This is a genomic window from Acidovorax facilis (genome assembly GCF_023913775.1).
Taxonomy (GTDB): domain Bacteria; phylum Pseudomonadota; class Gammaproteobacteria; order Burkholderiales; family Burkholderiaceae_C; genus Acidovorax; species Acidovorax facilis.
Genome location: NZ_JAMXAX010000068.1, coordinates 1 through 15,932, shown reverse-complemented (window position 1 = coordinate 15,932; position 15,932 = coordinate 1). Strand labels below are relative to the sequence as shown.

General features: G+C 57.8%; 12 protein-coding genes. 10 read left to right on the top strand and 2 right to left on the bottom strand.

What is annotated here, in order from left to right; translation table 11 throughout:
• Positions 1 to 273: 273 nt before the first annotated feature.
• The 3 genes from NFX52_RS17945 to NFX52_RS17935 all read left to right on the top strand — a co-directional run bounded on the left by NFX52_RS17945 (position 274) and on the right by NFX52_RS17935 (position 4,479).
• Positions 274 to 747: a hypothetical protein gene (locus NFX52_RS17945; protein WP_055395853.1), complete on the top strand. Its 474-nt coding sequence runs from the start codon at positions 274 to 276 to the stop codon at positions 745 to 747.
• Positions 747 to 1,313 carry a DUF3592 domain-containing protein gene (locus NFX52_RS17940; RefSeq protein WP_055395851.1) on the top strand — a complete coding sequence of 189 codons (567 nt, stop codon included), beginning with the start codon at positions 747 to 749 and terminating at the stop codon, positions 1,311 to 1,313. The genes NFX52_RS17945 and NFX52_RS17940 overlap by 1 nt, the downstream gene beginning before the upstream one ends.
• A 229-nt stretch (positions 1,314 to 1,542) precedes the next feature.
• On the top strand, positions 1,543 to 4,479 hold the full coding sequence (locus tag NFX52_RS17935; RefSeq protein ID WP_252635760.1) for a Tn3 family transposase: 2,937 nt from the start codon (positions 1,543 to 1,545) through the stop codon (positions 4,477 to 4,479).
• Between the two features lie 37 nt (positions 4,480 to 4,516).
• Here the strand turns inward: NFX52_RS17935 and NFX52_RS17930 are convergent, their stop codons facing one another.
• Positions 4,517 to 5,833: a site-specific integrase gene (locus NFX52_RS17930; protein WP_082437337.1), complete on the bottom strand. Its 1,317-nt coding sequence runs from the start codon at positions 5,831 to 5,833 to the stop codon at positions 4,517 to 4,519.
• A 133-nt stretch (positions 5,834 to 5,966) separates the two neighbouring features.
• Positions 5,967 to 6,452 (bottom strand): Cd(II)/Pb(II)-responsive transcriptional regulator, encoded by a 486-nt coding sequence (gene cadR / locus NFX52_RS17925; RefSeq protein WP_055395847.1) that lies wholly within the window; start codon positions 6,450 to 6,452, stop codon positions 5,967 to 5,969.
• 101 nt (positions 6,453 to 6,553) lie between these two features.
• Here cadR and NFX52_RS17920 point away from each other — a divergent pair, with 101 nt between their 5' ends.
• From NFX52_RS17920 to NFX52_RS17890, 7 genes are all read left to right on the top strand, one after another.
• A complete protein-coding gene (locus tag NFX52_RS17920; protein ID WP_055395846.1) occupies positions 6,554 to 8,812 on the top strand; it encodes a heavy metal translocating P-type ATPase in 2,259 nt (752 codons plus the stop codon).
• 32 nt (positions 8,813 to 8,844) lie between these two features.
• Complete coding sequence (locus NFX52_RS17915) at positions 8,845 to 9,456, top strand: SIS domain-containing protein (protein WP_252635759.1); 612 nt, start codon at positions 8,845 to 8,847, stop codon at positions 9,454 to 9,456.
• A 25-nt stretch (positions 9,457 to 9,481) separates the two neighbouring features.
• A complete protein-coding gene (locus NFX52_RS17910) occupies positions 9,482 to 9,832 on the top strand; it encodes a hypothetical protein (RefSeq protein ID WP_156358898.1) in 351 nt (116 codons plus the stop codon).
• Positions 9,833 to 9,927: 95 nt separating this feature from the next.
• Complete coding sequence (locus NFX52_RS17905) at positions 9,928 to 11,214, top strand: TolC family protein (RefSeq protein ID WP_055402791.1); 1,287 nt, start codon at positions 9,928 to 9,930, stop codon at positions 11,212 to 11,214.
• Positions 11,215 to 11,222: 8 nt separating this feature from the next.
• Positions 11,223 to 12,401, top strand: coding sequence for an efflux RND transporter periplasmic adaptor subunit (locus NFX52_RS17900; protein WP_055402797.1), 1,179 nt, complete (start codon positions 11,223 to 11,225; stop codon positions 12,399 to 12,401).
• 17 nt (positions 12,402 to 12,418) lie between these two features.
• On the top strand, positions 12,419 to 15,544 hold the full coding sequence (locus tag NFX52_RS17895) for an efflux RND transporter permease subunit (RefSeq protein ID WP_055402794.1): 3,126 nt from the start codon (positions 12,419 to 12,421) through the stop codon (positions 15,542 to 15,544).
• Positions 15,541 to 15,816 carry a hypothetical protein gene (locus NFX52_RS17890; protein ID WP_055402796.1) on the top strand — a complete coding sequence of 92 codons (276 nt, stop codon included), beginning with the start codon at positions 15,541 to 15,543 and terminating at the stop codon, positions 15,814 to 15,816. The genes NFX52_RS17895 and NFX52_RS17890 overlap by 4 nt, the downstream gene beginning before the upstream one ends.
• Positions 15,817 to 15,932: the final 116 nt, after the last annotated feature.

Below are 15,932 nucleotides of genomic sequence, written 5' to 3'. Positions count from 1 at the left end.
TGCCATGCACTCTAGGGATGGGGTGCGCAGTGTGCACTCCGAAGCTTGCTTTTGAATTCTGCGCCACGGCACCGAGGTGGTTCTAGTGCTGAATTTGCTCTCAGTTCAATAGCTGTTGGCGCTTTCCAATCAAGCGCTGGATGCCTAAAAGGCACAAATCTACCGGCTGTTGTGTGGGATTGATCGCACCCCCATCTTTTAGACTGCACGCGGCTTGCCGCCAGCGCCCTGGCCAACCAGAACAAAGCCCACCATTCGGGAGGAGACCCATTCATGCCGCACATCCGCCACACACGCAGGGCGGGGTTCCGCAAGGCCCTGTTGCTCACCTTGTTTGTCGCCGCCGGGGGCGTGGGGACTACTGCAGGGGCCGCTGACCCACAGGCTGCACACCCTCTGGTGGGCCGCTGGAAGGTTGCCAGCATCAACGGCGCGCCGCCGCCCAAGTTCCTGGCTGGCCAGGTGCTGGTGATTCAGGCCGATGCGCAGGTCATCAACCTCGACCTGGGCGCGTCCGGTGGCGCCACCACCTCGGAGGGCGCCGTGCAAAAAGCCCTGCGCGACGCTCTGATGCGCGGCACCTGGCGTGCCGACAAGGCGCGGCTGTATGTGTCGAACAGCCCACGCCGCGACACCAGCAGCGCCTACGCCATCACGCAACAAGGCAAGTTGCTGAGCCTGGACCCGGACCCGTATTTCTCGAATGCGGACGTACCCTCCAAAGCCACCTACGAGCGCTTGCCGTGATGTCCCCCGCGTCCCCACGCCGCGCGACGCAGCGGCGTGAAAAGCTGCCGGGAGGCATTTGGGTTCTGGCCTTGTTCGCCGTGCCCTTCGCCGCAGCGGGCATTGGCATTTTCTGGTTCATGGTGGCTTCGCCCGTGTTTGACTGGGCGCGCATGCAAACCTGGAACCAGGTGCCTGCGGTGCTCGAATCGGCCACGCTGCAAAGCCACCATCCTAGCAAGGGCGGCACCACGCACAGCGTGTCAGTGCGCTACCGGTATGTGGTGGAGGGTGTGGCGTACACCGGGCAGCGTGCCGCCATTCACGAGCGGGCCGACAACATTGGCAGCTTTCAAGAAGAACTGGGCCGCCGTCTGCAGGGCTTGCAGCGCACTGGCAAAGCCGTGCCGGTGTGGGTCAATCCCCGCAACCCTGCCGAGTCGATTGTGGATCGCCGCCTGCGGCCGGGCCTCATCACCCTGGCACTGGTGTTGTCCTCGGTGTCGGCATGGTTTGGGCTGGCGGTGCTGGCAAAGATCGCCCGCGCCGTCTGGAACGGTGGCACGCCTGTCTTGCCGGGCTCTTAGCCTCCGCCCCGAGAGGTAGGCGCGCCACAGGCGCCAAGGTACGCGCCAAGGCCTGCATTACCGCAGGTTTCTGAAAATGCAATCAAGTTGCGTTATGCGTTCACTAACGGGGGTAATCGTACTTTCAATGCAAATTGACACGGTTACCGTCGGGACCTAGGCTCTGTGCGGGCCCTGGCCTCTTCCAGTTTCAATTAAAGTTGCCAAATCGTCCATTCGCGGGGGTTTCATGGCCAACTATGAATTGCGGTATGTAGGTGTTGACAGCCTACCGGTTCGCCTCTCTGAGTTTGATGTTCAGCAATATTTCCGGCTATCTGCTGCGGACGTCGCCGCCATAAACGAGCGATTTCGAGCGGATCGTCGCACTGCCGTAGCAGTGCTGCTCGTCTTTCTGAGGGCTTGCGGCCGTCCCCTCGACCGGTTTTCAGCGCTGCCAAAGATGCTACTTGCGCATGTGGGCGAAGCACTTGGCGTCCAGCCACCTACGATTGCGACGCTGCGCTCCCTCTACACACGGCGCCAAACGCTGTATGAGCATCAACTTTGGCTTAAGGACTACCTGGGTCTAAAGGACATTGACCAGGCCGGTAGCGATCTCCTCGTCAGCTATCTCAGCGCCCAGGCCAACGAGGTCAACTCTGTCGATGAACTGGTCACTGCCGCCAACCATTGGCTTTATGAAAGAAAGTTGCTCATCCTCGGGGACCGGCAGGTTCGAGATCTTGCCCGCCAATGCCATGCTGGCGTCGATGCGGCCATTTTGAAGGCTATCAAGGCAGTCATTCCCGGCAATGCCATCGCGCGCTGCCAATCGGTGGTTTTTGGGCTGCACAAGGGCGGCTCCTTCACGGTGCTGGAGTGGCTCAAGACGCCGCCCAAGCGCCACAGCCCAACCACTCTCGCAGAAACGCTCGAAAAAATCAGGTTCCTCAAAAGCCTTGAGGTCCATACCTGGACCTTCGAGTCCATCCCACTGGAGAAACAACGCGGCTACGCCCAAGCCATCCAGGCGCGTCGACCCGCCAAGACCCGGGAGCTCAAGGCGTCTTCCCAGACCATCGAGCTGGTGTTCTTTTTGCGAATCAGCCTGCTTGAACTGACAGACATGGTCATCTATCAGTCGGGCCGTCGGGTTTCCGACCTCGTCCGCCAGGCTTACGACAAAACCCAAACCCGCCAGGCGCGCTCATCTGTCGAATACCGTGAGCGCCTGGTCTCCATCAAAACCCTTGTGGACGACACCAGCCGGTCGGCGGAGGAACGCTTGGCCTCCATCGGCGAACTGGTCGCTGACGTAGCCCGGGCCGCCAACAACAGCCACGCTGCGAGCGTTCGGCAGATGCTGACCGAAGAGCCCACTCGGGTGCGCTCGCTGCTCAGCAGCCTGCAGGATCTGAACTTTCAGGGGCGGCCCAACGACAACAGCCTGAAGCTACTCATCTCCCTCAAGGACATCTACGCCGGCAAACTCACCGAGTTGCCTCAGGATCAGGCCTTCCCCATCGACAAGCCCTGGCGGGAACTGGTGGACGATCCTGACCGCAAAAAAGCCCTCAAAGCCATGGAAGCCTGCGCCATGGTGGGTCTTCGTAAAAGCCTGCGCCGCGGCTCCGTCTGGATTGATCACAGTTTCTCCTACCGGGAGCGTGACCAAATGTTGATTGCACCCACTGACTGGGCCAAAGACCGGGAGCGCCATCTGTCCATTCTCGGCATGCCGGCTGACGCGGATACTTTTCTGGAGCCCTTGCTCAAGCACATCGAAGTCGGGCTGCAGGCGGTGGCAGACGCCAAACAGCAAGGCAAACTCAGTGTCGATGCACAAGGCACTCTGCACCTGCCCGCATTGCAGGCCTTGCCAGAAGAAATTGACCCCAAGCGCACCCGCGACCTGATGTTCAAGCAGATCGGGGACGTGCAATTTCCCGATTTGTTGCTGGAGATGGATGCCCAAACCAATTTCAGCGAGATCTTGCTGGCACGCCGGGCCAGGGATGAACGGGAATTGGTCGCCTTGTATGCTGCATTGATTGCCCACGGTACTGAAATTGATGCCAAAAGCGTGGCCGCCATGACGCCCCAGCTCGATCCGGATCAGGTCTCGGTGGCCATGCGGGCTCTGGAAGCCTCAGGCCGGCTGCGTCGGGCGAATGCGCGTGTGGTTGAGTTCCAGGGCCGGCACGCGATTGCTGAACTCTGGGGCAGCGGCAAAACGGCGTCCAGTGACATGATGAGCCTGGATGCCTCCAAGCACCTTTGGAACGCCCGCGTGGATCCCCGCCGGCGTACCCATGCGGCGGGAATGTACACCCACGTTCTGGACCAGCATGGCATTATTTATGACCAGCCGATTGTTCTCAATGAACGCCAGGCCGGCCCGGCAATCGAAGGCGTAGTCCGCTACAACGACAGTACTGACCGAGTGCGCCTGTCACTGCTGGCCGTCGATACGCATGGGTACACCAATCCGACCATGGCCATTTCCAAGCTACTCGGATTTGACCTGTGCCCCCGCTTGCGCGACCTGGCCGAGCGCAAATTGTTCCTGCCGCGCATCCTGGAGGCCCCGGAAGGGCTGGATCAGGTGCTTGTTCGCGACGTGTCTTTAGGTGCTATTCGTAAAGGCTGGGATGAGTTGCTACGCCTGGCAGCGTCTATCCGTAGCGGTCGCGTCAGCGCCAATGTTGCCCTGCAGCGCTTCGGCAGCGCAGCGCAGGGCGATCCTGTCCATAGGGCCGCTGACCAGCTGGGTCGGCTGCTGCGGACGCTGTTTTTGTGCGACTACTTCAGCAACACGGCATTTCGCCGGGAGATCCACACCATCCTGAACCGCGGCGAGTCGGTGCACCAGCTACAGCGCGCCGTCTACTTCGGCAAGGTTTCCCCAGAACGTGGGCGCCGACGCGACGAAATGATTGCGATCTCGGGCTCACACACCCTGCTGACCAACCTTGTAGTGGCCTGGAATACCCACCGCATGCAGGAAACCGTCGACAAGTGGCGCCGCTCCAACCAGAAGATCGAGGACACCTGGCTGGCTCGTATGGGCCCCGCGCATTTCGCGCACGTGAATTTCAGGGGAATGTTCAAATTCGGCGTATCGCGCTATGCGGACATGCTGTTGAACCAAACATCGGTGCCGTCCAAACGTATCGCTATATAGGGCATCCGCGAGCTCCCTGGCCGGACCGCCCATCGCCTCAATCCCAATAGGTGTCGGTGGCGGGTTCGTGAAACGAGGTTTCCAGCAGGCACTGGTTGTCCTCGGCGATGCGATACATATCATCCAGCAGCGTGGCGATCACCTCGTCCAGCAAGTCGCGGGACAGGTAAGGTACCGCCAGCTCGTAGAGCGTGCCCTCGGCGTTCAGTCGTTGCATGGCAAAACGCACGAAGCAGGTCTGCTCGATCAGCCGGTGGCCGAGGGCCAGGCCGCGCGACTGCTTGCTGAAGCGGGCCAGCACCATCGTGACGCGCAGGATCGCCACGGGTGTTGCTCCTTCGGCTGGGAGGCGGGAAACCTCACACGGCTCCGTCAGCAGAAGCAACGGTGACGGTGGCAGCTGACCGGCTGGCGCCAACGCCGGTAGTCCCTGCTCGAACCGGGCTTGCAGGCTGGAATCCGACGCGTCGAGGTAGCGCATGGCCGATTTGACATCCTTCCAGCCGATGTACTCCATCAGCTCCTTGATGTCCCAGCCGCTAGCGCGTGCCCAGCCGGCAAAGCCGCGGCGCATGGAATGGCTGCTGTATTCCTCGGGTGACTCGACGCCGGCTTCGGCGAACAGGCTGCGCAGCAACGCGATCAGGCTATTGGCATGCAGGCTTGCGTCGGCGACATGCCCCCAGCGGTCGATCTTGCGGAACACCGGGCCTTCGGTCAAACCGGCCAGGCCAACCCAGGCATTGAAGGCGTCCACAGCGCACAGGCGGGACAAGGCTGGGCATTGGAAGATCCGGCCCTGCAGTTGCCGGTCGCCTTTGCTGCGGCCCAGGTAGCAGGCCATGCCCTGGCCGGGGACGACTTCGGTGTTCTCCACGCGCAGGCTGACCAGTTCGTCGGATCGGAAACCGCGCCAGAATCCCAGCAGCATCAAGCTGCGGTCGCGCGCGTGGCGCAGCAAGGCCGGCTGGTCGCCGGAGCGCTGGGCATTGCCGATGGCGGCATCGAGCCACTGATCGACCTGCTGGAGCATTGCCACCTCCAGGGGCCGCGCACGCTTTTCCGGCACAGCGTGGACGGAGCGAATGCCCTTGAGAACCTGGCGCACCAGGGGCGATTTGGTTGGGTCCGCGAAACCTTGGTCGGTATGCCATCGGGACAGCGCTGCCAGCCGTAGGCGAAGGGTGTTGATGGCCAGGGTAGCCGCGTGGTCGGCCAAGTAGCGGGAAATGGCGTCAGCCGTGGAAGGCAGCAGGCCTTTCCACTCTATCTCGAAATGACGTACGGCGGACGCGTAACTTCGGCGCGTATTCTCGCGCTCGGCCGCATTAATATACTGGGCAAGATGGCTCATATCACTCGCAAGTATGTGTTTCTAACAGGTTGTTCACCCGCAAGAATCTGGAGACTTGACTTTTGACCCTGCACAATGATGACGGCGTCGCCGTCAGGCGCTTTTGGTCAGAGTGGCAGACGTCGTCCATATATCAAATTTTTGCTTTATTACCCACCCGCTGATGCGTGCCGTGAATATGCCCAGCATGGCCCCCAGCGCCGCCGGGCCGCTTTTTTTCAGCTTGGGCCGCTATCACTAGCCCACTGAGGATGCCGCAACTCGCGGCATCCTGCCCACTTGTGCATTCCTCGCGCAACGCCTTGAGCTCCTTCTCCAGAGCCTTAAGCTCGCGAATGCGTGTCGCTACATGCCCGATGTGTTCGTCTAGCAGCCCATTAACTTCGGTGCAGTTTTCGGTTGGCGCGTCCTTAAATTGCAGCAAAGCACGAATTTCACCCAGTGACATGTCGAGTGACCGACAGTGACGAATAAAGGCCAATCGATTGATGTGCGTGCTGTCGTATACCCGATAGTTCGCTTCACTTCGCGATGCTTCCGGCAGAAGTCCTTCGCGTTCGTAATATCGAATGGTCTCAGTCTGCGTGGAGGCAGCTTTGGCCAATTCTCCGATTTTCATTGACATCCTTTTGCTGACGACCTAGTTAGAAACGCCGCGTAGCCGCAGACCCAATCATTTGCCCTTGACTTTAATGCCACTATAAGGTTTCTAATTAAGCCATGAAAATAGAAACCATGCCTCAATCAGCTGAAGATTCTTGCGGCTCCGCCGCATGCAGCGCTCCGTCTGCCCCTGCAACCGGCGCAACGCTGCCTGCTGGGGGCAAGCTGTTTCGCATTGCCACCATGGATTGCAGCGCAGAAGAATCCGAAATTCGCAGAGCATTGGAGCCATTGCCGGGAATTCGCTCGCTGGGCTTTCAATTGGGTGCTCGCACACTCAAGATTGACGCTTCTGATGAGGCTCTGCCGTTAGCCCTTGAAGCTATCCGTAAGGCCGGCTTTGACGCAAAGCCGGTACAAGCAACCGGGGCAGAACTAACTGATGGCAAAGGCGCTCCCGCTGACGGTCATACCCATGACGGCGGCTTCAGTGGCGGCATTTCTCGCCTGGTTGCAGCCCTCGCATTGGCCATAGCTGCTGAAGCTATTTCCTATTTCGCTCCAGAGACGTTGGCCTGGAAGGTAGCGGGGATGGCCGTGGCTGCAGTGGCCATTTGGTTGGCCGGCATTGATACCTATAAAAAAGGAATGGCTGCCTTGTTTCGTGGCAAGTTGAATATCAATGCGCTGATGGCAGTTGCAGTGACCGGCGCCTTCTTGATCGGCCAGTGGCCTGAGGCTGCAATGGTCATGGCTTTGTATGCCATCGCAGAATTGATTGAAGCCAAAGCGGTTGATCGCGCCCGGAATTCGATCAAAGGTTTGTTAGACATGGCCCCGGAAGAGGCGCTCGTGCTCTCACCCGATGGCACCTGGGTTACCACACCCGTCGCGTCTGTTCCGCTCGAAGCAGCAGTTCGCATAAAACCCGGGGAACGCGTGCCGCTCGATGGAGTAGTAACAAAGGGCAACGGCGCCATCAATCAGGCCCCCATCACTGGCGAAAGTATCCCAGTCGACAAAGCGCCTGGCGATCCGGTCTTTGCCGGCACCATCAACGAAACAGGTGAACTGGAAATTCGAGTCACCGCAGCGGCAAACAACACAACATTGGCTCGGATCATCCACGCCGTAGAGGAGGCTCAAGGCACCCGTGCACCTACACAGCGTTTTGTTGACAAATTTGCTGCCATTTACACGCCAGTCGTTTTCGCAATTGCAGTAGCTGTGGCTGTTCTCGCCCCGTTTTTATTGAGCCTCACTTGGCAAGAAGCCTTATACAAGGCGCTGGTATTACTGGTGATTGCGTGCCCCTGTGCATTGGTGATTTCCACGCCAGTTACTGTTGTGAGCGGCTTGTCCGCAGCCGCGCGCAGAGGCATCCTTATCAAGGGCGGTACCTACCTGGAAGAGGCGCGGCTGCTGAAAGCTATTGCACTGGATAAGACCGGAACCATCACTGAAGGTAGGCCAAAGCTGGTGGATTGGCGTGTATGGGGCCAGGCCGATGAGGCGTCATCCAGGCGTGCTGCCGCTAGCTTGGCTGCCAGGTCGGATCACCCGGTTTCCAAGGCTATTGCAGCCAGCCTTGAGCAGAAAGTTGCAGAAGTTCAGGAGTTCAAGGCAATTCCGGGCCGCGGCGTTCAGGGCGTCGTGGATGGTCAGACCTTATTGATGGGCAATCATCGCCTGATGGAAGAAAACAATCTGTCATCTCCAGAACTCAAGGCTGAGCTGACTATTCACGAAAATCAGGGCCGAACCGTGACCTTGCTGGCCAACAGCAAGGTGGTTCTTGCACTGTTCGCGGTTGCCGACACGATCAAGGAAACATCGCGCAAGGCCATTGCAGACCTGAAGGTCTTGGGTGTCGCGACCGTCATGCTGACGGGCGATAACAGTGCCACAGCCAAAGCCATCGCCAGCGAGGCAGGCATTGACGACGCACGCGGAGACTTGTTGCCCGAGGCCAAACTCGATGCCATCAAGGATATGCAAAAACGCTATGGCCCAACAGGCATGACGGGGGACGGCATCAATGATGCGCCGGCGCTGGCTCAAGCAGACGTGGGCTTTGCCATGGGTGGGGCGGGCACAGACACAGCCATGGAAGCTGCCGATATTGTGATCATGAACGACAACCTCGAACGCGTGGCCGAAACCGTGCAGTTGTCCAAGCGGACACATGCGATTCTTTGGCAGAACATTACCTTGGCGTTGGGCATCAAGTCTGTCTTTCTGGTCTTGGCCGTGTTTGGAACCGCAACCATGTGGATGGCTGTTTTTGCAGATATGGGTGCCAGCCTGCTGGTTGTGGGTAATGGCCTTCGCTTGCTTCCCCGAGCGAAAAACACCACTCCCAGCGCCAAAGTTTAGAGCTGCCCAATGAACCACCCAACCCTACAGCCATGCGTGAAACTATTCTGAGCGCCCTCAAGGATGCGCAGAGTGCGCTTACCGCTCTTATCAGCGACGAATCTGCACTGGCTTCGACCGAAAACGCTGCGGCGTTACTGGTGAAGACATTCGAGGGCGGGGGAAGGGTTTATGCTTGTGGGAATGGCGGTTCCATGAGTGATGCCATGCACTTTGCAGAGGAGCTGACTGGACGCTTTCGTCACAACCGTAAAGGACTGCCAGCCCAGGCCATTAGCGACGTCGGTCATTTGACCTGTGTCGCCAATGACTTCGGGTATGAACAGGTGTTCTCAAGATACCTGGATGCACATGGCCGGGCTGGAGACTGTTTGCTGGCCATCAGCACAAGTGGCAAAAGTACCAACGTCGTTAATGCTGCCGTCGCAGCCAAAGAGCTCGGTATGAGCGTGATTGCATTGACCGGTCAGGAGATGTCTCAACTGGGCGTTCTGGCAGATATTTGCATCGCTACGCCCGCTGGAGACTTTGCCGACCGCGTTCAGGAACTGCATATCAAGGTTATTCATGTCTTGCTGGAGTTGATCGAGCGGCGGTTTTTCCCGGAAAACTATGTCGTGACGGCCACGCCCGTGAGCTCCTGAAACACATACGTTGTACACTTTCGCCGTGCGCCGTTATCTGATCATTTTCTTTATTGTATTTCTGCCGCTCCAGTTCGCCTGGGGCGCTGCAGCGAGGTATTGCGTGCACGAGAAGGTCGACCAGGTAAGCCATTTTGGTCATCACGCGCATGTGCATAAGGGGTCGGTGCCCGAGAGCGTCTTGACCGGTGCGTTGAGCGGCACAGATGATCCGGATTGCAATTCGTGCCACATAGGCTGCGCTCAGCCACTGCCCGGTAATATCCTGGATTTTTCTGCGGCATCTCCCGCAATTTTTGAACCACCAGATCCCTTACCTACCCAGTTTTGGTTACCGGACACCATCGAACGACCCAATTGGACGCTTGCGGCTTAATTCGGCGAGAACGCTCCTTTTCTTTTTAGCTACCCTTCGGTAGCTGGCTTCCCGCCGGATTCTCCCCCTTGGTTTTTCGCAACTAGGAGAATTCGATGCGACCGAAAACGCTGGCGCTGGCCTGCACACTGTTTCTTATATCGGTACCTGCCTTTGCGCAGTCAACCAGTCCTGTAGCAACCAGTACGCCGGAGCTTGCTCCCCTCACACTGCAGGAAGCCCTGGCACGGGCCGCTCAGGCCAATCCTGCGTTGCGCTCCAAACAGGCGGAGCTCGCCGCAGCAGAAGGGTTAAATAGCGACGCGAGGTCGCTGCTTTTCAACAATCCTCAGCTGGCTTTTGACAAGACGCGGCGACTCGTGCCCCAGGCGGGCATGGCTACTGAACGCCGCAACGAATGGACTGGGGGAGTCTCTCAGACCTTTGAAACCGGCGGGCAGGGAGGATTCAGGCGAGAGACGGCCTCGTCTGCCCTAGAGGCATTGCGCTACGAAATAGTTGATGCGCAGCGACAAATTCGAAGCGAGATAGCCACGCGCTTTTATCGTGTACTGGCTCTGCAGCAACGTGTTGAACTGGAGAGCCAGGCGCTGAAACTGTTCGATGATGCTGCTGCAGCTGTACAAAAGCGGCGAGTAGCGGGCGAGGATACCAAGCTTGATGCCAACGTCGCGCTGGTGGAGGCCGAGCGCGCACGGAACCAACTAGCACTGGCGCGGGAACAGCTTAACGAAGAGCGTAACGATCTGGCGGCGCGCCTGCAGCTTGTGGGCCCAGTTCTTCCTCTGGCTCAGGGTGAACTGACACCTGCACCCATGGGGTTTGCTTTGAACGACCTGCTCGGCAGTCTCGATTCCCAGCCGCGCCTTCTGGCTCTTTCGGCCCGCGAAAAGAGCGCAAACGCAAGATATCGCTTGGAACGCGCAAGCGTCAGTCCAGACGTGACGGTGGGACTCAATGTAGGGCGTGAAGGCCCAAGCGTTGCGCGCGAAAGGCTCACCACCATTTCTGTTTCGATCCCACTCCCCATTTTCAAGCGCAATGCGACCGGCATCGGTCAAGCGTCCACCGCTGCAACCCAGGCGCAAATCGACAGGGAGGCCGCGCAACGCGACACCAAGGCCAATGTGGTGTCGCTTTGGTCCAGGCTTGCAAGTCAGGAGCAACGCGTTCGCCGACTTCAGGACGTCGTCCTGCCAGCGCTGACCGACAACCTGAGCCTTTCGGTTAAGTCTCGCCAAGCGGGGCAGATCGGCTTACTTGAACTGATCGTGGTCAACCGTCAGGCACTCGATGCTCGCCGTGACCTGATCGAAGCACTTACCGAATACCACAGTACCCGCGCCACACTAGAGTTGGAAGCGGGCTGGCCCAAAGAATGAGAGTCATCATGAACACCACCAAATTCAAAATTTCCGTTTCACGCCGTGTCATCGGTATTTCATCCGTTCTGGCTGTATTGCTGGCATTGGGAGGCTGTGGTGAAAAAGCTGCCAAAGGAGAAGAACCTGCTAAACAGGAGGCCAAGGAGGAAAAGGGCCAGAAGCTCACCGCAGAAGAACAGGCTCTCGCGGGAATCAAATTTGAAGAAGTCTCCTCTCGCACTTTCGAGGACTCCGTAAGCGTGACCGCAACCATTCGACCCAATCAAGATCGAATTGCCAAAATTGCGCCGCGCGTTGAAGGCCGGATTGTGAGCGTGTCGGCAAATCTGGGGGACAACGTCCGCGCCGGCCAATCATTGGCCATCATGGACAGTCTGGCGATTGGCGAGGCGCAATCTGCTCTTTTGCGTGCGCAATCGTCGGAGCGTGTTGCTCAGGCCGACTTCAAGCGTGCAGAGTCGCTCAGTGCCGAAGAAATTATCCCGCAAAAGGAGTTGCTCAGATCGCGCGGCGAGCTTGAGCGCGCCAGTGCGGAATCGCGCGCGGCAAGTGACCGTTTGCGGCTGCTCGGAGGCTCTGCAAGTGCCAGCGGGAGGGCACAGTCCACGTTTGCACTGACGGCGCCATTTGCAGGCACGGTTATTCAGAAAAAAGCCACGATAGGTGAGCTGGGTTCGCCAGCCGAAGCAGTTTTCACCATTGCGGACCTGTCAAAGGTATGGATTGAGGCCAACCTTACGGATGATCTTCTCTCGAAAGTGAAAACCGGTGCAGCAGCGACTGTGACCGTAGGTGCTTATCCCGGCGAACGCTTTAGCGGCCGGGTGGCATACATAGCCAATGTCCTGGACAAAGACAGCCGCACGATTGCTGCGCGCATCGAAGTGCCTAACAAAGACGGGCGTCTCAAACCGGAGATGTTCGCCACCGCCAACATTGCAACTGGTGGGCAACTGGAAGCGATTTCAGTGCCAGACGGCGCAATCTTGTTGCTCCAGGGGCAACCAACCGTTTTTGTGAGTGAAGGAGGTAGTTTTCAGCCACGCGCCATTGAGACAGGTGAAAAAATATCCGGACGCACGGTCATCAAGTCGGGACTAAAACCGAAAGAACAGGTCGTTGCAGCAGGTGCATATGCATTGAAGGCACGAATGCTGAAGTCGCAAATCGGCGATGCCCATTGAGCCAAGGATAGAACACCATGCTTAATGCAATCGTTGACGCCTCACTGCGTTACAAAGTACTCGTTCTCGTCGCCTTCGCGGTGTTGGTCGGCCTCGGCGTCCAAGCTTATCGCAATGTACCTGTGGATGCCTTCCCGGACGTTACGCCTGTCCAGGTCAATATTTATACGGAATCACCCGGTCTCGCCGCAGAAGACGTTGAAAGACTGCTCACTACGCCCATTGAGGGTGCGATGGCAGGTTTGCCCAATGTGGAAGAAGTTCGCTCGGTTTCCCTGTTTGGTCTTTCCTATGTGGGCATCTATTTCAAGGACAACGTAGACATTTACTTCGCACGTCGCCTCGTCGGTGAAAAGCTCCAGGATGTCAAAGGCCGATTGCCCGAGGGGTATGGTGAGCCTGTTTTGGGTCCCAACAGCTCCGGTTTGGGTCAGGTGTTTTGGTACACCATTGAATCGGCTGACAAGAAGTTGAGCGCCATGGATTTGCGTACGCTGCATGATTGGACCGTGCGGCTGATCCTCCGGACGGCTCCAGGGGTGGATGACGTGATTTCATGGGGCGGCGATCAGAAGCAGTACCAAGTGCAGATTGACCCCAACAAATTGATCAAGTATGGTTTGACGTTTAAGCAAGTGATGGAACGCCTGGCTGCAAACAACAAGCAAGTGGGCGGGCAATCCATCAATCTTGGCTCCGAGCAATACCTGGTTCGCGGACTGGGCCTGGTGACAGGTACCACCGACATTGCAAGCATTGTGGTGGCCGAGCGCAATGGTGCGCCGATCTTTGTCCGTGATGTCGCCGACGTGAAGGAAGCCGCAGCGCCCAGGTTTGGCGCGGTCACGCGGGATGGTCAGGAGGCCGTTCTTGGAATGGCGTTGTCGCGGGTGAATGAAAATGCGAAGAATGTTGTTGAGGCTGTGAAATCCAAGCTGGCCCTCGCACAAGCCGCCTTGCCGAAAGGCGTGTCGCTGATACCGGTGTACGACCGTACCGATCTGGTGGACAAAGCGCTTCGCACCGCTCAAAACTCCTTGATAGAGGGCGCGGTTCTGGTCGCGATCATCCTGTTTCTATTCTTGGGGGATTTCCGCTCCGCCATCGTCGTGATCGTGACTTTGCCGATGGCCATGTTGATTGCGTTCATTCTCATGCAGCAATTTGGGGTAACGGCCAACTTGATGTCACTTGCCGGATTGGCCATTGGCACCGGGATGATGGTTGACGGTGCCATCGTGATGATCGAAAACGCCTTTCGGCTGCTAGCTCATGCCAAGGAATCCGGTAAACCGATCAAGAAAACTCACCTGATCCTTGAAGCCGCGCGCGAGGTGATGAACCCTATCGCCTTCGCTATCCTGATCATCATCGTGGTATTCATGCCGTTGTTCTCCCTCACAGGGCTGGAAGGCAAGCTTTTTAAACCCATGGCCTTCACGATCTCGTTCGCGATGGCAGGCTCGCTCCTGCTGTCAATGACGCTGGTGCCGGTATTGGCCGCACTCATCCTGAAACCCAAGGAAGAAAAGGACACCTTTATCGTGCGCTGGGCAAAAAAGGCCTATCTGCCGCTGCTTGACTGGGCGTTGGAGCGCAAAAAGCTGGTTGTCAGTACGGCGCTGGGCCTGCTCCTTGTGTCGCTGGCTTTGTTCCCTTTCCTGGGCAAAGAGTTCATGCCGCAGCTTCAGGAGGGAACCATACTGTTCCGAGTGACTGGCATTCCTTCCACGTCCCTTGACGAGTCCATTCGCGTGTCCAACGTCGTCAGTACCGAGCTTAAGAAGCAGTTCCCCAAGCAGGTCGAATCTGTCCTGGCAACCATAGGCCGGGCTGAGGGCGGTGAAACCACCGACGTTAACTACATGGAGATACTGATAGCGACCAAACCTCAGTCCGATTGGCCAGAAAAGGTGCCTTACCCCGCTCTTGCATCGGAAATGCAGGAGGCCATGGAGAAGGTTGTCCCCACTGCAGTTATCGGAGCCAGCCAGCCTATTCAGTCCCGAGTGGAAGAGTTGATTTCCGGTGTACGGGCCACTCTCGCGCTTAAACTTTACGGTGAAGACCTCGGTACTCTTGACCGGTTAACGGGCGAGCTACAGGGCGTGTTGGGCAAAGTCCCTGGCGTGGCAGACCTGTCTGCTGAGGCGAACAAGGGCAAGCCGCAGCTTGTGATCAAGGTTAATCGTGAGGCCGCAGCTCGTTACGGCATCAACGTGAACGATGTCCTCGAAGTCGTCAAGGCAGGTATAGGTGGGGAAGCTGTTTCTACCCTGATCGACGGCACCAAACGGTTCGACATTACGGTACGGTTGCCTGATGCTTTCAGGGCCAGCCCGGCAAGCATCGGCGCCATCCCCATACGCACCGGAGAAGGCGCGCTTGTGCCGTTCTCCCAGGTCGCCACCATTGAGTTGGATGAAGGCTATTCGTTTGTGCGCCGCGAAGCCTTGCAGCGTTACTCCGTGCTGCAGATGGACGTGAAAGGCCGTGACGTGGACAGCTTTGTGAAGGAAGCCAGTGCCAAGATCGCTGAGCAGGTCAAATTGCCGACGGGCTACTACTTCCAGTGGGGAGGTGCGTTTGAGAACCAGCAGCGTGCCATGGCCCGACTGGCGGTGATTGTGCCCCTGACCATTGGCCTGATCTTCATGCTGCTGTACACGGCATTTAATTCCGTACGTCACGCAACGCTGATCATCGCCAACGTGCCGTTTGCCATCATTGGCGGGATTGTAGGTCTGTTTATCACGGGTCAATATCTCTCAGTGCCCTCGGCTATCGGGTTTATTGCTGTGTTCGGAGTCGCCATGCTGAATGGCATTGTGATGGTCACATTCCTGAACGATCAGCGGGGCCAAGGTTTGTCTATCAGGGACGCGGTGCGCCGGGGCGCTGAGTTGCGTTTAAGACCTGTCTTGATGACTGCATCCGTGGCCATCCTTGGCCTGGTCCCCATGCTCTTGTCCACCGGAGTTGGTGCTGAAACTCAGCGTCCGCTGGCCACTGTGGTGGTGGGCGGCTTGTTCACTTCAACCGCCTTGACCTTGCTGTTATTGCCGTTGTTTTATGAATGGTCTGAGCTTCGGGCTGAGCGCAAAGCGCAAAAACTTCTCACCAACGAAGGAGCATCGTCATGAAGGAAATTAAGGCTTACATACATCGCAACCGGGTTGCGGAAGTTATCAGCGCCCTCAAGAGCTCAGCTGCATGGACGGCAGTCGGCAACAATGAGCACAATCTGACGGCCTATATGGTCAAGGGTTCCCTGGTCCCATTGGATGAGAGCGAGCGGCGTTTCTCGGTCGAGCTTGGCGATGAAGTCATCAATGAATACAAGCTGGAGCTCCATTGTTCTGAAGAGCATGTCGATGAACTGGTAAAGATCATCGTTGCATTAGGGCAACGCTGATTAAGGTCCACCATTGAGAGGGGTCAAACGTTATCCGCAGATGAAGCAGCAGACCTTGGCAATGGCCGCAGATCAAGACAACGGATTCGAGCATTCGCGCAAACCCACCCGACGCG